Consider the following 19,592-nt stretch of genomic DNA (forward strand, 5'->3'; position numbering starts at 1 on the left):
AGTAAGGGTCGTTGTTATGGACCCGGATTGTTCTAGGCCACGGCTCTTGCGCCCTAAAGTGGCCGGAAAGTGGCGATGGTTCAATGCCGAGTCAAGTTTTGGAAAGGAAATGCGTGGGATTTCCACCCGTTCTCACCGGCCCGACCCTATCCACCGGCCAGCGGATGGTGTGTTTCCACGAGATTGCGCAATTTTTCGTCGAGCACATGGGTGTAGATCTGCGTCGTCGAAATATCGGAATGCCCGAGCAGCATTTGCACCACGCGCAAGTCCGCGCCACCGGCGAGCAGATGGCTGGCAAAGGCATGGCGCAGAACGTGGGGAGCGACGCGGTCCGATGAAATGCCCGCTCGTCCGGCCAGCGCCTTGAGGTCGCGACCAAAAACCTGCCGCTCCAGGTGTCCGCTTTCCCCTTTGGCTGGAAACAGCCATTTGGCATCCTTGGGCAGGGTCTCGGCCCATTTGCGCACCGCATCACGTGCCCGGTCGTTCATCGGCACGATCCGATCCTTGTTGCCCTTGCCGGTAACGGTAATGAAGCTGCCTTCCCGCATCACTGCAGCGCGCTTCAAGGCGACAAGTTCGGAGACGCGCAAGCCGGTCGCATAAAGCAGTTCCAAAAGGCAATAGAGCCGAAGCGCTGCTTCCTGTTTTGCAGGCGTCGCGTCCTGGTTCGCTTCCTCTTCTGCGAGGGCCAGCAATTTGCCGACATCGGCAACAGACAGCACTTTTGGCAGCGGCCGCCGCGTTTTGGGGCTGGCCACAATGCGCGTTGGATCGTCCCCTCGCATGCCGTCCGCACACAGAAACTTGTGAAATTGCCGTATCGCGGAAAGATGCCGCGCGCTCGACGAAGCCGAAAGCCCCTCGGCCTTGAGCCCATCGAGATAGGCATTCACCGTCTCGCGCGGACAATCGAGGAGGGTCTGCTTTTTGCCCGCCACAAAGCCGGCATAGTTTGTAAGATCGCGCCGATAGGCTGATATCGTGTTTGCCGCGGCGCCGCGTTCGGCGCTCATCATTTCCAAAAATGCGCCGACGAGATGGCTCATTGGCCCGGCGTCGCTGGAGCGCTGGTCACATTGGGCGTCGGCATGCCGACCGGTCGGGTCGGCGCAGCTTCGCCTAGGAGTTCGCGCGTCGGGATGCGCTGGGTGACATCCTTGGGATTGGGCTCGACGAAGGAGACGAGCGCAAACATCCCCGCATAGACGAGGCCAGCCAGGAACAGGAGGGTGATCAGCAGGCGAAAGAGTGTCGGCATGAGCTTTCCGGCGTTTTCGCATCAAACTTTGCCACAGAAAGGTTTCCATCCGGTAGGCAAAATCGCGTTGCGCTTGACAGCTTTGGGCCGTATCGCTTCAAGCGGCCTTAAGTTCGGAGGGCGCCTTTCTTGAGCAAAACGGATAGTCCCGCGCGATCGGCGCGCGCCAAGGCCCTCATCGAGAGGCTCAATGGCAGGCCGCTCATTCTCGTGGGCATGATGGGCGCGGGTAAGACTACGGTCGGCCGACGCCTGGCAGCGCGCCTCGGCCGGCGGTTCCTCGATAGCGACGAGGAGATCGAAAAGGCAGCGCAGATGACCATTCCGGAAATCTTTGCCCAGCGCGGCGAGCCCGAATTCCGCGCCGGCGAAATGCGCGTCATTTCGCGGCTGCTCAAGGAAAACGACATCGTCCTCGCGACGGGCGGCGGCGCTTTCGTTAATCCCGAGACCAGAGCCCTGGTCAAATCCGGCGCCGTCTCGGTCTGGCTCAAGGCTGATCTCGATGTACTGTTCGAACGCGTTTCGCGCCGATCCAATCGGCCCCTGCTCAAGACCGCCGATCCCAAGGGTACGCTGGAAAAGCTGATCGCGGACCGCTATCCCATCTATGCCGAGGCCGATATCACGGTTTTGAGCCGCGACGTGCCGCAAGACAGCGTGGCCGCTGACGTCATCTCCGCCCTTCTGCATCACCTGCGCTGAAAGTTTTCGTCAATGGCCGACATTTCCCACACAGTGCACGTTGCCCTCGGCGAGCGCGCCTATGACATTCTCATCGGTCCCAATCTGATCGACGATGCCGGCGCGATCCTCGCTGAAAAATTCCCCGGCCGCCGCTTTGGTATCGTCACCGATACCGAAGTCGCCAAAGCGCAACTACCGCGTCTCGTGGCGAGCCTCGAATTTTCGGGGCTCACTTTTTCGACCATCACCCTGCCCTCGGGCGAAAGCACAAAAAGCTGGGAACACCTGCGGACGGTGGTCGAAGGCCTTCTCGCGGCGAAACTGGAGCGCAACGACCTCGTCATCGCGCTCGGCGGCGGCGTCATCGGCGACCTCGCCGGCTTTGCCGCTTCGATCACCCGCCGCGGCATGGATTTCGTGCAGATCCCGACCTCGCTCCTCGCGCAAGTCGACTCTTCGGTCGGCGGCAAGACCGGCATCAATTCCCCTCACGGCAAGAATCTCGTCGGCGCCTTCCACCAGCCAAAACTGGTGCTGGCCGATCTCTCGGCCCTCGACACCCTGCCCCCGCGCCAGTTCGCCGCCGGCTATGCCGAAGTCGTCAAATATGGCCTCATTGATGATCCAGATTTCTTCGAATGGCTCGAAGCCAATCACGCCGAAATTTTTGCCGGCGGCCCCGCTCGCGGCGAAGCCATCGCCCGCTGCTGCGCCCACAAGGCGCGGGTGGTCATCGAGGATGAGAAGGAAATCGGCGTCCGCGCCCTTCTCAATCTCGGCCACACCTTTGGGCACGCGCTCGAAAAGGACACCGGCTATTCCGACCGCTTGCTCCACGGCGAAGGCGTGTCCATCGGCATGGTTCTCGCCCATACCTTCTCCAACCGCCTCGGCCTCGCGCCAGGCCAGGATTCCGGCCGCATCGCCGCGCACTTGCGAAAATCGGGTCTGCCCACCACATTGGCTGACATTCCCGGAAGTTTGGGCTCCACCGAAACCCTGATGGCCGCCATCGCGCAGGACAAAAAAGTCTCGCGCGGCGCGCTAACCTTCATTCTCACCCGCGGCATCGGCCAGGCTTTCATCGAAAAAAATGTCGATCCCGCCAAGGTTTCGGCATTTTTGGAGGAGATGCGGGGGTAAGACATATCCCATCCACGGTGTCATTCCCGCGAAAGCGGGAATCCCTGTTTGGAAACGGAGATTCCCGCTTTCGCGGGAATGACACCGAGTGTTTGGATAGGCTCAACTAGCCGGCAAAACCTCGATATTGAGCGCATGGACACGGTCCTTCAGTTCCGCGTCCAGCGTTTCGAATACCGCGCGGTGTTGCGCCACGCGGCTCAAGCCGTCAAAATCGCGGGTCGCGATTCTAACTCGGAAATGGGTCTCGCCCCCTTCGCGCCATCCGGCATGGCCTCGATGCTTGTTCGATTCGTCGATCACCTCGAGATGGAGAGGCGAGAACCGCTCGGTGAGCTTTGCGATCATGGTGTCCCTGACGGACATGGGGCGGGCTCCGCTTGAAGATTTGAAGACTTAACTAGGTGCTATGAAACAGCAATCCAAGCTTTTCGATTCAATCCGCATCCGACCGCGCCGGGAAGAAAAGCCCGAGCCGGCCGAATTTTCCTGCGAATGGGAAGGCTGCGAAGAGGCCGGCGAATACCGCGCGCCGAAAGGACCGCGCAGCGAAGGGCAGTATCACCATTTCTGCCTCGAGCACGTTCGCCACTATAACAAGGCCTTCAATTTCTTCGCCGGCATGAGCCAGGAAGAATTGGACGAGGCCCTGACCACCCCGCCCAAGGCGGAGTCGCGGTCGAGCTTTGCCACCGGCAATCCCGGCGCCGCCCGCGCCGCCGGCCGGCAGAACAGCACCCGCCCCGGCGACAAATATGGCGATCCCTTCGGGGTCTTTGCCCGCTATCGCCACCGCCAGGCCCAGCGCCCCGCAGCCGAGCGCGTGAAGCCGCTCAACGAGAACGACCGGCGCGCCTTCGAGCAGCTGGGCTTTCCCGGCCACGCCAAATCCGACGACATCAAGCACGCCTACAAGAACCTGGTGAAAATCCACCACCCGGACGTCAACGGCGGCGACAGGTCCTCGGAAGAAAAGCTCCGCACCATCATCGCGGCCTATAGCCACCTCAAGAAAATGGGGTTTGTCGCCCGGTAGCTGTCACGTGACAGTTTGGCTACCAGCACGTCAGCAATGCTGCTATAGAGCCACGGGCCAATGCGCCTCCCGCCAAAAGAAAATCTCTTGATCCACGAGCCCTTGCCATGACCGAGTTCACCAATCTGCCCGACACCGAATACAAGGCCCGCGAGCTTTTCGGCATCGATACCGATATGGTGGTCAAGGGCTACAAAGAGCGTACCGACCACGTACCGCCGATCGATCCGGATTACCTCTTCGACCGAAACACCACGCTCGCGATTCTGGCTGGCTTTGCCTATAACCGCCGCGTCATGGTCCAAGGCTATCACGGCACCGGCAAGTCCACCCATATCGAGCAGGTTGCTGCCCGCCTCAACTGGCCGCTGGTCCGCGTCAATCTCGATAGCCATGTGTCGCGTATCGATCTCGTCGGCAAGGACGCCATCGTCCTCAAGGACGGCAAGCAGATCACCGAATTCCGTGACGGCATTCTGCCCTGGGCTGTGCAGAACAATATCGCCCTGGTCTTTGACGAATACGACGCCGGCCGCCCGGACGTGATGTTCGTGATCCAGCGCGTGCTCGAACAGTCGGGCCGCCTGACGCTCCTCGATCAGAACCGCGTCATCGTGCCCCACCCGGCCTTCCGCCTGTTCTCGACCACCAATACCATTGGTCTGGGTGACACCTCGGGCCTCTATCACGGCACCCAGCAGATCAACCAGGGTCAGATGGACCGCTGGAGCCTCGTCACGACGCTCAACTACCTGCCCCACGACAAGGAAGTCGGCATTGTTCTGGCCAAGAACAAAGCCTTCACCGAAACCGAAAAGGGCAAGAAGCTGGTCTCCAACATGGTGCGCCTGGCTGACCTCACCCGTTCGGCCTTCATCAATGGCGATCTTTCGACCGTCATGTCGCCGCGCTCGGTCATCACCTGGGGCGAAAACACCCAGATTTTTGGCGGCGACGTCGGCTTTGCCTTCCGCCTGACCTTCCTCAACAAGTGCGACGAACTCGAACGCCCCGTGGTTGCCGAGTTCTACCAGCGCGTGTTCGGCGAAGATCTGCCCGAATCCTCGGCCAATCTGGCGGTCACGGCTTAATAGAAGGCCCCCTCACCCGCCGCTTTGCGGCGACCTCTACCCCAAGGGAGAGGTGGGTGGTTGCCAAAGTCGCGCAGCGACACCTCTCCCTCCGGGGGAGAGGTCGGCCCGCAGGGCCGGATGAGGGAGCCTTTTCCTACAACAGGAACCATCCCCATGGCCCAGAACATCTATGATGATGCGACCTTCTTTGAAGGCTACAGCCAGTTTCCGCGATCGGCCCAGGGGCTTGCCGCTGCTGCCGAATGGCCGCACCTGCGCGCCATGCTGCCGCCCATGGCGGGCCTCAATGTTCTCGATCTCGGCTGCGGCTTTGGCTATTTCGCCCGCTGGGCCGTGGCCGAAGGCGCCGCGCATGTGACCGGCCTGGATCTCTCGGAAAAGATGCTGACCGAAGCAGAAAAGAACTGCGCCGGCCTGCCGGTGACCCTGGCCCGCGCCGATCTCGAAACCGCTGATCTCGGCACCGACCAATTCGACCTGGTCTTTTCTTCGCTCGCCGTCCACTACCTCGCCGATTTCGACGCGTTCCTCGCCCGCGTGCGAAAAGCCGTTCGCGACGACGGTCGCTTCGTCTTTTCCATGGAGCACCCGGTTTTCGCCGCTCGCGCCAATCCCGAATTCGTCACCGATGCCAGCGGCCGGCAGGTCGCGGCCATTGCCGAATATCTTCGCGAGGGCGAACGCCGCACCAATTGGATCGCGGACAATATCGTAAAATATCATCGCCTGATCTCGACCACGATCATGGCTCTCAAGCGCGCCGGCTTCGAGCTCGACGCCATTGAGGAATGGGCCGCGAGCGACGATGATATCGCTGCCCATCCCGAATGGGAGAAGGAACGCTACGAGCCCATGTTCCTGCTCTTCGCCACACACGCGGCCCCCAAGCCCTAACGGTATCCAATCATGGCACAGCCCCCGCGCAGCAAGCCCAACAAGCCCGACCAGACCCAGGCCTTCAAATCGGCCATGGGCGCAACGGTCCGCGCCATCGGTGCCAAGCCCGAGCTTGAGGTTACCTTCACCGCCGACCGGCCGTTGCTGACGTCTGACAAGGCGCGCCTTGCCAATCTGCCGCGCCTCCCCACCAAGCGCGACATCGCCATTGCCCGCGGCCAGGGCGACGCCATGGCCATGCGCCTCGCTAGCCACGACCCCGACACGCACCGCAAGCGTTCACCCATGGACCCGCAGGCCCGCGCCGCCTTCGATGCGCTGGAGCAGGCCCGCGTCGAGAGCCTCGGCGTCATCCGCATGCCCGGCATGTCCGGCAACATCCACGAAATGCTGGAAGACCGCCTCTTCCGCGCCAATTTCGCCGAAGTCGACGACAAGAACGAAGCCCCGCTTGCCGAAGCGCTTGGCCTGATGCTGCGCGAGAAGCTCGCTGGTGTCCCCGTGCCGCCCTCGGGCCATGCGCTGGTCGATCTCTGGCGCAAGGAAATCGAAGCCAAGGCTTCCACGTCAATCGACAAGCTGCTTTCGACCTATGAGAACCAGGAAGAGTTCTCCAAGGCCGTAAAGGCCGTGCTGCGCGACCTCAACCTCATCGCCGAAAGCGACATGGAAGACCCGGACGCGTCGGACGAGGATGATGCCAACGACAGCCAGCCCGAACAGGCCCAGGGCTCCGACCAGTCGCCCGAACAGGGCGAAGGCGAGAACGAGCAGGCTGAATCGGAAGAAGACCAGCAGGCCGGTGAAAGCGAAGAAACCGGCGACGTCGAAGGCATGGAAGCCGACATGGCCGATGTCGACGACGATGCCGAGGCCGAAGCCGGCGAGGACGCGCCCATGCCCCCGCCCGCCAAAGACGGCGGCGAGCGGCTGTCCAACCAGTTCCAGTACAAGGTCTTCACTACAAAATTCGACGAAGTGGTGAAGGCGGCCGAGCTTTGCCCGCCCGACGAACTGGACCAGTTGCGCGGTCTCCTCGACAAGCAACTGGAAAACCTCGCCGGCGCCGTGGCGCGCCTTGCCAACAAGCTGCAGCGCCGCCTGATGGCCAAGCAAAACCGCTCCTGGCAGTTCGATCTCGAAGAGGGCCTGCTCGACACTGCCCGCCTCACCCGCGTCGTCACCGACCCCATGCAGGCCCTCAGCTTCAAGGTCGAGAACGACACAGATTTCCGCGACACCATCGTCACGCTGCTGATCGACAATTCCGGCTCTATGCGCGGTCGGCCGATCACCATCGCGGCCATCTGCGGCGATATCCTCGCCCGTACGCTCGAGCGCTGCGGCGTCAAGGTCGAAATCCTCGGCTTCACGACCCGCGCCTGGAAGGGCGGCAAGTCCCGCGAGGCATGGCTCGAAGCCAATCGCCCGGCCAATCCCGGCCGCGTCAATGACGTGCGCCACATCATCTACAAGGCCGCCGACGAGCCATGGCGCCATGCGCGCCGCAATCTCGGCCTGATGATGCGCGAAGGGCTCCTCAAGGAAAACATCGACGGCGAAGCCCTCGAATGGGCGCGCAAGCGCCTGATGGCCCGCCCCGAACAGCGCCGCATCATGATGGTGATCTCGGACGGTGCGCCGGTCGACGACTCGACGCAGTCGGTCAATGCCGGCAACTATCTCGAAGCGCACCTGCGGCAGGTCATTGAAGACATCGAAACCCGCTCGCCGATCCAGCTCGTCGCCGTGGGCATCGGCCACGACGTGACGCGCTATTATCGCCGCGCCGTGACCCTCCTCGATGCCGAGGAACTGGCCGGTGCCCTCACCGACGAATTGGCTGCGCTTTTCGATGAAGAAATGCCCGGCCCCGCAAGGCGGCGCGGTCGCTGATGTTCCGGCGCTGGGCCCCGATAGCCTTCGTTGCGCTATTCGCCCAGCCCGCTCTGGCGGTCGACGTCACCGTGACGTCGGCCCAGGTCTCCCGCTTCAAAGGCGTCGGGCTCGATGAACCAATCGGCCCACTGATCTTTCGCGGCGGCCTGACGCTCCAGTCGCAGGACGACATGTTCGGTGGCCTATCGAGCGTCACCGTGACCGGCCCCGACCAGAACATCGCCTTCGTCACCGATCGCGGCCAGTTCGTCTCCGGAAAACTCGCCTATGACCAAAACGATCGCCTGCTGAGCCTGATCGGGGTCACCATGGACCCCATCCAGAACTCGGGTGGCCAACCCCTGCCCCGCCAGTTTGCGAGGGATGCCGAGGGCATGGACACGGTTTTTCGCGATGGCCTGCCTGCCGCGGTCCGCGTGAGCTTTGAAAATCTCACCCGCGTCGCCGATTTCGCCATCACCGAGGGCCGCCCCGGCGGCCCGGCGCGCGAAATTACCATTCCCGATTGGCTGACGGATTTGAGGACCAACAAATCCCTCGAAGCCATCTGCATCGCCCCACCCGCATCGCCCATTGCCGGCTCGACCCTGCTCCTGACCGAAGAAGCGCTCGACGAAAACGGCAATCACCGCGGCCATTTTCTGGGACAGAACGACAAGGGCCCGGTGACCTATGTCAATTCGCCCGTGGTCAACCCCACCGACTGCGCCTTCCTGCCCAATGGCGATCTGCTGGTCCTCGAGCGCGGCGTCGCCCTCTTCAGCTTCGTCATGAACCTGCGCCGCGTTCCGGCGGCAGAAGTGCGCCCCGGCAATCCCATGCAAGGCGAGCTTTTGCTATCTGCCGAAGGCGCGGAGATCGACAACATGGAGTCGATCATGGTGCACACGACCCCAGGCGGCGAGACCCGCATCCTCATCGGCTCCGACAACAACTTTAATGACTGGCAGCGGCAATTGCTGTTGGAGTTTTCGCTGGTGGAGTGACGCTCCAGCCATCCCCATCCACCGCCAAGCTGCACGGTAGATCCCATACCCCTCATCCCAACCGAATTCGCGAACGCGAATTCGGTGACCCTTCGGGCACCTTCTCCCGCAAGGGGAGAAGGGAGATCGAGTGTGGGGAAAGCTCAAAACAAAAAGGGCCCCGGTTTCCCGGAGCCCCAAAATTCCAAAACCCAAAACGCCTTACACAAACGCGCCGTGGCAGTGCTTGACCTTCTTGCCCGAGCCACAGGGGCAAGGCGCGTTGCGCGACAGGCCCACCAGCAGTTTCGGATCGAGCGGGGCCAGCGCGCCCTCGTCGGAATCGTCACCCACTGCATCATTCTCGCCCGTCACCGGGTCGATATGCGTGGTCGCCAGCTGCGCCGGATCAATCGCCGGCGCCGGCTCGGGCGGACGCATCTGGATTTCGATATGGCCCATCTGTGTCGTTACGAGTTCGCGGAGATTCCCGAGGAGAGCCTGGAACAGCTCATAGGCCTCCTGCTTGTATTCGTTCAGCGGATCGCGCTGGGCGATACCGCGCCAGCCAACGACCTTGGAAAGGTGGTCGAGCATGACGAGGTGTTCGCGCCAGAGCCCGTCGATCGATTGCAGCAGGATCGACTTTTCCACCTGACGCATCACCGGACCATATTTGTCCGACTTGGCCTCGATGACGGCATCGGCTGCCTCGCGGATGCGGTTCTCGACCACTTCGGCGTCGATGCCCTCTTCCTTGGCCCATTCGCCCACGGGAGCGGTGACGTTAAGATAGGTTTTCGCCGCAGCTTCAAGCTGTTCGGTATTCCACTGCTCGGGATAGGATCGCGCCGGAATGGCCTTGGAGACGATATTGTCGACCACGTCATGACGCATCTCGGCGATGGTCTCGCTGACGTCCTCGGCATCCATGAATTCGAGACGCTGTTCGAAGATCACCTTGCGCTGATCGTTCATCACGTCGTCGTATTTAAGGATGTTCTTGCGGATGTCGAAGTTGCGCGACTCGACCTTCCCCTGGGCCCGTTCAATGGCCTTGGTCACCCACGGATGGGTGATGCTTTCACCCTGTTCGAGCCCGAGCTTGCCCAGCATGGAATCCATCGAATCCACCGGGAAGATGCGCATCAGGTCGTCCTGCAGCGACAGGTAGAACTTCGAGTGGCCGGGGTCGCCCTGGCGGCCCGAACGACCGCGAAGCTGGTTGTCGATGCGGCGCGATTCATGGCGTTCGGTACCGATCACCATCAGGCCGCCGGCGGCCAGCGCCTTCTGCTTTTCGTCGGCGATCTTGGCCTTGATCTCGGCGATCTTGGCTTCGCGGGCATCGCCCTCGAGTTCCCTGGCCTCGCGCTCGATGCGCATTTCAAGGTTGCCGCCGAGCTGAATGTCGGTACCGCGACCGGCCATATTGGTCGCGATGGTGATCGCGCCCGGCAGACCGGCATCGGCAACAATGAAGGCTTCCTGCTCGTGGTGACGAGCATTGAGCACGTTCATCTGGCCCACATTCTTCTTGCGGAGGATATCGGCCAGCATTTCCGATTTTTCGATCGAGGTCGTGCCGACGAGCACCGGCTGGCCGCGCTCCTGGCATTCCTTGATCAATTCGGCGATGGCGTCGAACTTTTCGGCCGCCGTGCGGTAGATCGCATCGTCTTCGTCGATACGCTGCACCGGCAGGTTGGTCGGAATGGTGACGACGCCGAGGCTATAGATGTCAGCGAATTCTTCCGCTTCCGTCGCCGCCGTACCGGTCATGCCGGCGAGCTTTTCATAGAGGCGGAAATAGTTCTGGAAGGTGATCGACGCCAGCGTCTGGTTTTCAGACTGAATCTTGACGCCTTCCTTGGCTTCCAGCGCCTGGTGCAGACCTTCGGAATAGCGACGGCCCGGCATCATGCGGCCGGAAAATTCGTCGATGATGACGACCTCGCCGCCTTCCGGCGTGTCGCGAGTGATGTAGTCCTTATCCTTCCGGAAAAGCTTGTGGGCGCGCAGCGCGGAATTCGCGTGATGCACCAGCGCGACGTTTTCCACGTCATACATGGAGGCGCTCTTGAGCAGACCCGCTTCCGAAAGCGCGGCTTCAAGCTTTTCGACGCCCTGATCGGTAAAGGTCGCGGCGCGATGCTTTTCGTCGAGCTCGAAATCGCCCTCGCCGATCAGCGGCATGAAGGAGTTGATCTTGATATAGAGCTCGGACCGGTCTTCGGACGGACCGGAGATGATCAGCGGCGTGCGCGCTTCGTCGACGAGAATGGAGTCGACTTCGTCGACGATGGCGAAGGAGTGACCGCGCTGCACCATCTGGGCGCGCGAATACTTCATGTTGTCGCGCAGGTAGTCGAAGCCGAATTCGTTATTGGTGCCGTAGGTGATGTCGGCGGCATAGGAGTCGCGGCGCTGCTGGTCGGTCAGGCCATGCACGATAATGCCAGTGGAAAGACCGAGGAAATTGTAGATCTGCCCCATCCAGCCGGCGTCGCGGCGGGCGAGGTAATCATTGACGGTCACGACGTGCACGCCCTTGCCGGCGAGCGCATTGAGGTAAACCGCGAGGGTTGCAACCAGCGTCTTGCCTTCACCGGTGCGCATTTCGGCAATGGCGCGATCGTTGAGCACCATGCCGCCGATGAGCTGCACGTCGAAGTGGCGCATGCCGAGAACGCGCTTGGACGCTTCACGCACAGTTGCGAAGGCGGGCACGATCAGGTCGTCGATCGAAGCGCCCTTTTCGAGCTGGGCCTTGAACTCGGCGGTACGGGCCTTGAGCTCGTCGTCGGTGAGCTTGGCGAGTTCGGGCTCCAGCGCATTGATCGCGGCGACCTTGCCCTGGTAGCGCTTGACCTGCCGATCCGACGGCGATCCGAAAATCCGCCGGGCGAGCGCAGCTAGAGCCATTCGTGTCATCCTTTTGCATTCAGTGGCGTGGCGAAAGGGGCGGGCGGCTTGCACTAAAGCGTTTTCAAGAAGAAGTGTTGACCACTTTTCGAAAACGCTGGGGGCGCCAGCGGCCCATCTCGCCTCGTCACAACTTCTAGGAAGCCCTTTTGGCTCCCCGTGTGGATTGATCCGTGGAGGACATTGGGCCAATGCGGCAACCATGCTCCACGCTTTGAAAAAGCGGCTGAGATGTAAGAGTGAGGGGGTGTCTTGTCAATGTTGGCGAAATGGGCGACACCTCAAGCGCACGGCGGATGGGGCCTTCCCGAAGGCCCACCGGAACATGCCCGAAACCGGCACAATTTGGCCCCCTTGTTGTGTGAGGCACCGCACATTCTCGGGCCCGCCGCCCCGTTTGATCATGCCCGGCCCGCTTTGGACCGGCCAAGGAGATCCAGGACGTTCATGATGAAGCTTTCCTCGCGCCTGTTGCGCACCATCTGCCTTGCAGCACTCATCGGTGCTGCGCCTGCTGTCGGCAGCTTCGCTCAGGAAGCCCCGGCCCCGGAAGCTGCAGCACCAGCTGCGATCGCTCCTGAAACCGTCGTCGCAACCGTTGGCGGCGAAAACATCACCGAAGCCGATCTCAGCTTTGCCGCCGAAGACCTGGCCCAGGACCTCGCGCAGATGCCGGCCGCAGAGCGTCGCGCTTTCCTGCTGCGCGTCCTCATCGACATGAAGGTCATGGCCGGCGCGGCCAAGACGGCTGGCATGGACCAGACCGAACTTTTCGCCCAGCGCCTCAAGTATCTTGAAGAACGCGCCCTGCGCCGCGCTTACTTCGCCGACGCCATTGCCGGTCAGGTGACAGAGGAAGCTGTCCGCGCTGAGTATGACGCCTTCGTCGCCCAGTTCCAGCCGCAGGAAGAAGTCCACGCCGCTCACATCCTGGTCGAAACCAAGGAAGAAGCTGACGCGATCGAGGCCGAACTCAAGGCCGGCGGCGATTTCGCCACCATCGCCCAGGAAAAGTCGATCGATCCGGGTTCAGGCGCCAATGGCGGCGACCTCGGTTTCTTCGCCAAGGGCATGATGGTTCCCGAATTCGAAACCGCCGCCTTTGCCCTCGCCAATCCCGGCGATATCTCTGAGCCGGTTCAGTCCCAGTTCGGCTGGCACATCATCAAGCTCGAAGAAAAGCGCCCGACCCAGCCGCCTGCCTTCGAACAGGTCGCCCCGCAGATTCAGCAGCAGGTGCTGATGCGCGTCTTCAACGAAAAGGTCGAGGAATTGATGGCCGGCGTGACCATCGACGTCACCGATCCCGCGCTCAAGGCCACCATGGACGCTCAGGACGCAGCCCAGGCTACTCCCGCTGAAGGCGAAGCGGCCCAGCAGTAAGTTTTGGGTTTTTGGATTTTGGGCCACCCGGTTTCGATCGGGTGGCCTTTTTGTTTTGGGGGTCTGGCGCTTGCCGACACCCCTCCCAGCCTCCCCATCAAGGGGGAGGCTGGGAGGGGTGGAGCCCCGCGAACCAGCGCTACCCCTTGGCCTTATACCCCGCACAGCCCATCAACACCCCATCGACCACCCCGTCGATGACCTTCATGGCCTCATCGACCCGCCCAATAAGAAGCTGGTGCCAGGCGAAGGACACGATCATGTCGACGATCAAATCCCCATCGACATCTGCCGCCACCTCGCCGCGCGCCTTGGCGCGGTCCACAATCACCGCCGTCGCCTTCTTGCGCTCGGCCTGATAGGCGAACAGCACCGCAGCCGCGTCGGGATCGCTCTGCGCCTCGGCAATGATCGCGCGATAGACCACGCCGCAAAGGCTGTCTTTCCAGAACCCCAGCAGGTGGTTTTCGAGTAGCGAAATAAGGTCGCCCCGCAGCGAGCCGGTGTCGGGAAAACCGCGCGCATTCTTGAAGCGCTGATAAACATCGAGCATCAGCGCAGTCCGATTGGGCCACCAGCGATAGATCGTTGGTTTCCCCGCCCGCGCACGACGGGCCACCGCCTCGATGGAAAAGCCGCCAATGCCGCTTTCCTTCAGCACGGCCTCGGCCGCATCGAGAATGGCTTCCTGGCTCGCGGGATTCCGTCGCGCGCCGATAGAGCGGCGGGCGCCATCGTCTATGTCTTCAGTGCTCGTTTCCATGCCCACAATATGGGTCAAAAGACTCCCGAAGAAAAGACTTGAACGAAACGGCTCGTTTCGCTACATAACGAAACGTACCGTTTCATTAGAGGTTCACATGCCCTTCTCCGCCCGTGCCCGTATGGCCTTCCTCATGACCTTCGCCGTCTATCCCGTCGTCGTTGTCTACGCCTCCATCATCGGCGCACTCACGCCCGGCTGGGAATTCTGGCAGCGCAGCCTGATCCTGGTCCCCTTCATGGCCTCGACCATCGTCTTCTTCATCGTCCCCTTCATCACCACCCGCTTCGGCGCTTTCATCGCCGGCAAGAAGAAGGCCGTCGCCTGATCCACACCTGACGGCCGGAAGAAGACCCCGTGATCCCCGCGCAAGCGGGGATTTCCTTTTCTGCGGGGAGTTTGGGTGGGAGACGGCTCAAAGCCTTGCGTCCGTCACACTCTTGGGGCACATCGAAGCACCCTCTGTCCGTTGAAGGTTCTTCTGTCATGGCTGCCCATCCGGTTTCCCCGCTCGCCCCAAAATCCTATCCGGATCTGCCGGCCATCGACGGCGTGCGCTATGCCACGGCCGAAGCCGGCATCAAGTACAAGAACCGCACCGACGTTCTGCTCATGGCTTTTGACGAAGGCACAACCGCTGCCGGCGTTCTGACACGCTCGAAGTGCTCTTCGGCCGCCGTCGACTGGTGCCGCGCCAATCTGCCGGGCGGCAAAGCCCGCGGCCTCGTCGTCAATTCGGGCAATGCCAATGCCTTTACCGGCGCCAAGGGCAAGGAAAGCGTTCAGCTCACCGCCGAATACGCCGCCAAGGCCCTCGGCTGCTCCACGAGCGAAATCTTCCTCGCCTCGACCGGCGTCATCGGCGAACCGCTCCCGGCGTCCAAATTTGCCGGCGTTCTCGACGAAGCCGCTACGCGCCTTGCCGAGACGCCCTGGATCGACCCGGCCAAGGCGATCATGACCACCGACACCTTCCCCAAGCTTGCGGGCGCCGTGCTCGAATTCGACGATGTCGAAGTCCGGATCAACGGCATCGCCAAGGGCTCGGGCATGATCGCGCCCGATATGGCCACCATGCTTTCCTTCGTCGTCACCGACATGCCCATCGCTGCCGACGTGCTCCAGGCTCTCCTCAGCGAGCACGTGCAGAAGAGCTTCAATTCCATCACCGTCGACAGCGACACGTCCACGTCGGATACCCTTCTCGCCTTCGCCACCGGCAAGGCCAAGGTCGAGCCGATCACCACGCTCGAAGATCCGCGCGCAGCATTCTTCGGCGAAGCGCTCTTCGATGTCCTCTTCGAACTCGCCATTCTGACCGTTCGCGATGGCGAAGGCGCTACCAAGCAGGTCGCCGTCAATGTCGAAGGTGCCACCTCCGACGCCTCGGCCTTCCGCATCGCCAAGGCCATTGCCGACTCGCCGCTGGTGAAGACCGCCATTGCCGGCGAAGACGCCAATTGGGGCCGCGTTGTCATGGCCGTTGGCAAGGCCGGCGAACCCGCCGACCGCGACCGCCTCGCCATCCGCTTCGGCGACCTGCTGGTCGCCGAAAACGGCGAACGCGCCACGGTCTACGACGAAGCCGCCACCTCGGCTTATATGAAGGGCGAAGAGCTGGAAGTGACCGTCTCCCTCGGCCTCGGCGAGGGCACGGCCACGGTCTATACCTGCGACCTCACCCACGGCTACATCACCATCAACGGCGACTACCGGAGCTGAGGGCGGGCCCCTCCTTCACCCACAGTGTCATTCCCGCGAAAGCGGGAATCCCTGTTTGGGCACCAGAAACGGAGATCCCCGCTTTCGCGGGGATGACACCGAGCAAAGTAACATCATGACCCAATCCACCCTCCCAGACGTCGAAACCTTTGAACGCGCCGGCCTCGAAGCCTGGCCCGGCATTGAGACAAAGTGGGATGGCAACTGGGTCCGACGTGCTGCCGGCGGCTATACCAAGCGCGCCAATTCCGCCCAGTGTTTTGACCCCCATGATGATGCGGATGTGGAAGACCGTATCATCGGCGCCAGCTCCTGGCTCGTCGTGCGCGGCGTCAAACCCGTGTTCCGCATCACGCCCCTCTCTGCCCCGGCGCTCAACGAGGCGCTGGATGATGCCGGCTGGGACGAGATCGACCAGTCGCACCTCTACGCTATGCCGCTCGTGGCCCAGGAACCCGACGCGCAGGGAAAACTCCTGCCCCTCCTCGATCCCGCCTTCCTCGCCGCCCAGCAAAAGCTGCAGGGCCATGACGATGCGATGATGGCGCGCATGAAAGCCCTGCTCGCCGTCATGACCGTGCCCGCCACCGGCATCGTCATCGAGCGCGATGGCGAACCGGTCGCCTCGGGGCTCATGGCCATTTCCAACGGCATCGTCATCACCGGCAATGTCATCACCGACCCCAGCCGCCGCCGCCAGGGCCTCGCCGCCGCCATGATGCGCACCGGCCTCAACTGGGCCCACGAAAAGGGCGCAACAATCGCCGCCCTCAACGTCCAGGCGGATAACCCCGCCGCCAAGGCCCTCTATGCAGGCCTCGGCTACCAGCACCAATACGACTATTCCTACCGCATTCCCGGGGCACCCAAATGAGCGACAAACCCATCCTGCTCGTCGTCGCCTGTGCGCTCGTCGACGCCGACCGCCGCGTACTGATCGCTCAGCGCCCCGAGGGCAAGCACATGGCCAATATGTGGGAATTTCCCGGCGGCAAGATCGATCCCGGCGAAACCCCGGAAGCCGCGCTCATTCGCGAACTACGCGAAGAGCTTGACGTGGAAACCAAGGAAGCGTGCCTTGCCCCGCTTTCCTTTGCCAGCCACACCTATGAGCACATGCACCTCTTGATGCCGCTTTATGTCTGCCGCCGCTGGCAGGGGACGCCCGTCGCCAAGGAGCATCAGGCGCTCAAATGGGTCCGCCCCCAAAACCTGCGCGACTACGCCATGCCGCCAGCGGATGAGCCGCTGATCGCCGCATTGTGTGATTTGCTCTAATCGCCGGGGCTCTACGCCCACCCCAGCCACGACGTCATTCCCGCGAAAGCGGGAATCTCTGTTCCTAGACTGGATTCCCGCTTTCGCGGGAATGACGCTGTGGGGAGAAACCTAGTTCAGCCCCACAACCTTGTACTTCGCCCCAACCCTAACGGCATCGCCCGGATAGAGGTTGTTGAGAATGAAGAACAGGTCGCGGCCGCCCGGAATATTGGCCATCTGCGCCGCAAGCTTGTCGGCAGTGTCGCCGGCCTTGGCCGTAATGACGCGCATGGAAAGCTTGCGGATCTGGTTGAGTTCGGCCGCGTCGGCGCGCTTGAAACTGCGGATCGTCGCCTCTGCGCCCTGCGCAAAGCGCTGGCTGTCGGCCTTGGCCGCAAAGATGAAGCGATAGACAGCGCCATCGAGCCGCATGACGGCAACACGGAAGAACCACTGGTCTGTCTGCGCCAGGCCCGAAGCCATTTCGATGCCATTGTAATTGTGCGAGGTGACCGTGTCGGCCTTGAGCCCGGCGATCCAGCCCGATTTGAGATAATCGGTCAGCGCCATATTGGCCTGCACATCGGCGCTGTCGAAGCGCACGGCCTCGCCATCGCCGGCAACACCGACCACGGCACTCTGTGCCGTCTGCAGCGCATAGCCCTGCGGCACGGTGAAGGTGAACTTCGAGCCCGAATGGATGAAGCGATTGCCGACAATGGAGCCCTGCGCGGGACTGTCGCCAAACGCCATGCCGGAGATCGCCGCCATATAGCCATCGCGATCGGTCTCGCCGACGCTTGAGCTGCCGAACATCTGGCGGGCCGTATCCATGGCCTTCTGAATGCGCGCCGGCGTCGAGGGGTGCGAGGAGAGGAAACCGTCGTCCCCCGCCTGATCGCCCGCCGAAAAGGCGGCAAACCGGCTCATCACGCCAAGGAAGCGCGCCGCGGCCTGCGGATCAAAGCCTGCCTTGCCGGCAAACTTGATGCCTTCGCGGTCCGCTTCCAGCTCCTGGCTCTGCCCGAAGGCGGCCAGCGACTCGCGGGTACGGTTGGCGGTTGCGTCAGTAGAGGTATCGCCACCAAAGATGCCGGTAATAACGCGATCGACGATCTGCGTCGTCCGCGTCTTGTCGGTGCGCGCACGCGCATGGCGCAGCGTCACGTGAGCGATTTCGTGCGCAAGGACCGCTGCAAGCTCGCTCGTATCCGAAGCCAGCGCCAGAATACCGCGCGTCACATAGATATAGCCGCCCGGCAGCGCGAAGGCATTGACCTCGGAGGTGTCGAGGATCGTCACCTGGAACTGCGCATTGGGCTGATCAGCCGCCGCCAGCAGGCGGCCCACAATCCGCGCCACCATGATTTCGGCTTCGCGGTCGGAATAGACCCCGCCATAGGCCGCGATGATCCGCGGATGCTCGCGCCGGCCGATAACGACATCATCGGGCTCGGTGCCTTCCGGCACGACCATGGGTGCGGGCGTATCGCCAGTGCGGCTCACCGCCACCGACGACCCGGTCAGAGACGAACAAGCCCCGAGAGCGAGGAGCGAAACGGCCAGAGCGCCGAGGCGCATTGTTTTTTTGGACAGAGAAAGCGCCGTCATCGCGTCGCCAAAACCTCAATCTGTTCGGGATGGGTAATTTCGATGCGTGGACCATCCCGGTCGTCCACCCATCCTCGAATACGCACCAGCGCCCCCTCAAGCACTAATGGGTCCAGTCCAGCAGTCTCGAAGAGCCGCAAGGCGGGCCCTTCGATCACGGCGGTGAAGTCTTCTTTCCAGAACCGGCCAAAATTGAGGAAAATGCGAGAGCCACTGCGGTCGGCGAGGAGTACCCTGCCTTCCACCAGTTCATAATGTCCCACACGATCCAGCAATTCGCCCGGTCGGTCCGCCGCACGCACGCTGTAATAGGGATTGGCCCAAATGCCAAGCCGATCGACGCGCGCGCGCGCCTCGGCGGCAAAGAGTGGCTCAAGACATTTCCGGTTGTCGGGGAAGGAATAGACCCTCGCGAGGCCCGCTCCGACCATGAAAAGCTGGGTCCAGACCTCGCCTGCATCGGTTTCGACAAAGACATGCGCCAAAACCCGCTCGTGACGGTCGATTTCTTCGCCGCCGAATCCCAAGCGAACGTGTCTATTCAGCACCAGTTCTGACAGCGCCTTTTGCGCCTTGGGCGCCAGCGGCCAGGTCTCGAAATCTTCGCGCCCAAGCGGCAGTTTCGGCGCCTGGGTACCGATCATCCGGATCTTGCGCCCATCATCGAGGACAACGGTATCACCGTCCGTCACCTCGACCACGACACCACCTGGTGCCATAGTCAAATCCTCGCAGGCCAGCGTGGTGCTGGCGAGCAAGGCAAAGGCGGCCGTCGATATCAGCGTGGTCCCGCGCAAGAATCTGCCCCCACAACACTTTGTTCACCATAGGGACGATTAAGGCAAAAAAGCATTACCAGAACCTGACGGCGCGCGATCACAGGCAAGAGAGATTGCCAATCGGCCCTTCTCGGACCAAGTTGGGCCCAACGAGGAGACGGGCA

19 protein-coding genes are annotated in these 19,592 nt (G+C 62.2%); 12 read left to right on the forward strand and 7 right to left on the reverse strand.

Going from position 1 to position 19,592, the window contains the following annotated elements:
• Window positions 1-146 precede the first annotated feature (146 nt).
• Together J7557_RS14505 and J7557_RS14510 are read right to left on the reverse strand one after the other, a co-directional pair.
• Entirely contained in the window at window positions 147-1,052 is a 906-nt protein-coding gene (locus tag J7557_RS14505) for a site-specific tyrosine recombinase XerD (RefSeq protein ID WP_291420766.1), read from the reverse strand.
• Window positions 1,049-1,264: a hypothetical protein gene (locus J7557_RS14510; RefSeq protein WP_291420767.1), complete on the reverse strand. Its 216-nt coding sequence runs from the start codon at window positions 1,262-1,264 to the stop codon at window positions 1,049-1,051. The genes J7557_RS14505 and J7557_RS14510 overlap by 4 nt, the downstream gene beginning before the upstream one ends.
• Window positions 1,265-1,393: 129 nt before the next feature.
• Here J7557_RS14510 and J7557_RS14515 point away from each other — a divergent pair, with 129 nt between their 5' ends.
• Both J7557_RS14515 and aroB read left to right on the forward strand, forming a co-directional pair.
• Entirely contained in the window at window positions 1,394-1,969 is a 576-nt protein-coding gene (locus J7557_RS14515; protein WP_291420768.1) for a shikimate kinase, read from the forward strand.
• A gap of 12 nt (window positions 1,970-1,981) precedes the next feature.
• Window positions 1,982-3,094, forward strand: a complete 1,113-nt coding sequence (aroB, locus tag J7557_RS14520; protein WP_291420769.1) for a 3-dehydroquinate synthase — start codon at window positions 1,982-1,984, stop codon at window positions 3,092-3,094.
• A 102-nt stretch (window positions 3,095-3,196) separates the two neighbouring features.
• Here the strand turns inward: aroB and J7557_RS14525 are convergent, their stop codons facing one another.
• On the reverse strand, window positions 3,197-3,460 hold the full coding sequence (locus J7557_RS14525) for a BolA family transcriptional regulator (RefSeq protein WP_291420770.1): 264 nt from the start codon (window positions 3,458-3,460) through the stop codon (window positions 3,197-3,199).
• A gap of 43 nt (window positions 3,461-3,503) precedes the next feature.
• On the opposite strand from J7557_RS14525, the gene J7557_RS14530 reads away from it, so the two are divergent.
• The 5 genes from J7557_RS14530 (at window position 3,504) to J7557_RS14550 (ending at window position 9,006) form a co-directional block, all read left to right on the forward strand.
• Window positions 3,504-4,130: a J domain-containing protein gene (locus J7557_RS14530; RefSeq protein WP_291420771.1), complete on the forward strand. Its 627-nt coding sequence runs from the start codon at window positions 3,504-3,506 to the stop codon at window positions 4,128-4,130.
• 107 nt (window positions 4,131-4,237) lie between these two features.
• Window positions 4,238-5,221, forward strand: a complete 984-nt coding sequence (gene cobS, locus J7557_RS14535) for a cobaltochelatase subunit CobS (RefSeq protein ID WP_291420772.1) — start codon at window positions 4,238-4,240, stop codon at window positions 5,219-5,221.
• A 156-nt stretch (window positions 5,222-5,377) separates the two neighbouring features.
• A complete protein-coding gene (locus J7557_RS14540; protein WP_291420773.1) occupies window positions 5,378-6,118 on the forward strand; it encodes a bifunctional 2-polyprenyl-6-hydroxyphenol methylase/3-demethylubiquinol 3-O-methyltransferase UbiG in 741 nt (246 codons plus the stop codon).
• A gap of 12 nt (window positions 6,119-6,130) precedes the next feature.
• Window positions 6,131-8,017: a cobaltochelatase subunit CobT gene (cobT, locus tag J7557_RS14545; RefSeq protein ID WP_291420774.1), complete on the forward strand. Its 1,887-nt coding sequence runs from the start codon at window positions 6,131-6,133 to the stop codon at window positions 8,015-8,017.
• Complete coding sequence (locus J7557_RS14550; RefSeq protein WP_291420775.1) at window positions 8,017-9,006, forward strand: esterase-like activity of phytase family protein; 990 nt, start codon at window positions 8,017-8,019, stop codon at window positions 9,004-9,006. The genes cobT and J7557_RS14550 overlap by 1 nt, the downstream gene beginning before the upstream one ends.
• Window positions 9,007-9,207: 201 nt before the next feature.
• Here the strand turns inward: J7557_RS14550 and secA are convergent, their stop codons facing one another.
• The gene (gene secA, locus J7557_RS14555; protein ID WP_291420776.1) at window positions 9,208-11,910 is read right to left on the reverse strand and encodes a preprotein translocase subunit SecA; all 2,703 of its coding nucleotides are present in this window, start codon (window positions 11,908-11,910) and stop codon (window positions 9,208-9,210) included.
• A 447-nt stretch (window positions 11,911-12,357) separates the two neighbouring features.
• Between secA and J7557_RS14560 the strand changes: the two genes are divergently transcribed.
• Window positions 12,358-13,293, forward strand: a complete 936-nt coding sequence (locus tag J7557_RS14560; protein WP_291420777.1) for a peptidylprolyl isomerase — start codon at window positions 12,358-12,360, stop codon at window positions 13,291-13,293.
• Between the two features lie 139 nt (window positions 13,294-13,432).
• On the opposite strand, the gene J7557_RS14565 is transcribed toward J7557_RS14560, so the two are convergent.
• The gene (locus J7557_RS14565; protein ID WP_291420778.1) at window positions 13,433-14,074 is read right to left on the reverse strand and encodes a TetR/AcrR family transcriptional regulator; all 642 of its coding nucleotides are present in this window, start codon (window positions 14,072-14,074) and stop codon (window positions 13,433-13,435) included.
• A gap of 79 nt (window positions 14,075-14,153) precedes the next feature.
• Between J7557_RS14565 and J7557_RS14570 the strand changes: the two genes are divergently transcribed.
• The 4 genes from J7557_RS14570 (at window position 14,154) to mutT (ending at window position 17,056) form a co-directional block, all read left to right on the forward strand.
• Window positions 14,154-14,384: a hypothetical protein gene (locus J7557_RS14570; RefSeq protein WP_291420779.1), complete on the forward strand. Its 231-nt coding sequence runs from the start codon at window positions 14,154-14,156 to the stop codon at window positions 14,382-14,384.
• Between the two features lie 158 nt (window positions 14,385-14,542).
• Entirely contained in the window at window positions 14,543-15,778 is a 1,236-nt protein-coding gene (gene argJ, locus J7557_RS14575; RefSeq protein WP_291420780.1) for a bifunctional glutamate N-acetyltransferase/amino-acid acetyltransferase ArgJ, read from the forward strand.
• A gap of 115 nt (window positions 15,779-15,893) precedes the next feature.
• Window positions 15,894-16,652: a GNAT family N-acetyltransferase gene (locus tag J7557_RS14580; RefSeq protein WP_291420781.1), complete on the forward strand. Its 759-nt coding sequence runs from the start codon at window positions 15,894-15,896 to the stop codon at window positions 16,650-16,652.
• A complete protein-coding gene (gene mutT / locus J7557_RS14585; protein WP_291420782.1) occupies window positions 16,649-17,056 on the forward strand; it encodes an 8-oxo-dGTP diphosphatase MutT in 408 nt (135 codons plus the stop codon). The genes J7557_RS14580 and mutT overlap by 4 nt, the downstream gene beginning before the upstream one ends.
• Before the next feature lie 111 nt (window positions 17,057-17,167).
• On the opposite strand, the gene J7557_RS14590 is transcribed toward mutT, so the two are convergent.
• Both J7557_RS14590 and J7557_RS14595 read right to left on the reverse strand, forming a co-directional pair.
• On the reverse strand, window positions 17,168-18,649 hold the full coding sequence (locus tag J7557_RS14590) for a M48 family metalloprotease (protein WP_291420783.1): 1,482 nt from the start codon (window positions 18,647-18,649) through the stop codon (window positions 17,168-17,170).
• Window positions 18,646-19,446 (reverse strand): thermonuclease family protein, encoded by an 801-nt coding sequence (locus J7557_RS14595; protein ID WP_291420784.1) that lies wholly within the window; start codon window positions 19,444-19,446, stop codon window positions 18,646-18,648. The genes J7557_RS14590 and J7557_RS14595 overlap by 4 nt, the downstream gene beginning before the upstream one ends.
• Window positions 19,447-19,592 lie beyond the last annotated feature (146 nt).

It is taken from the genome of Devosia sp., assembly GCF_017744655.1.
Classification (GTDB): Bacteria; Pseudomonadota; Alphaproteobacteria; order Rhizobiales; family Devosiaceae; genus Devosia.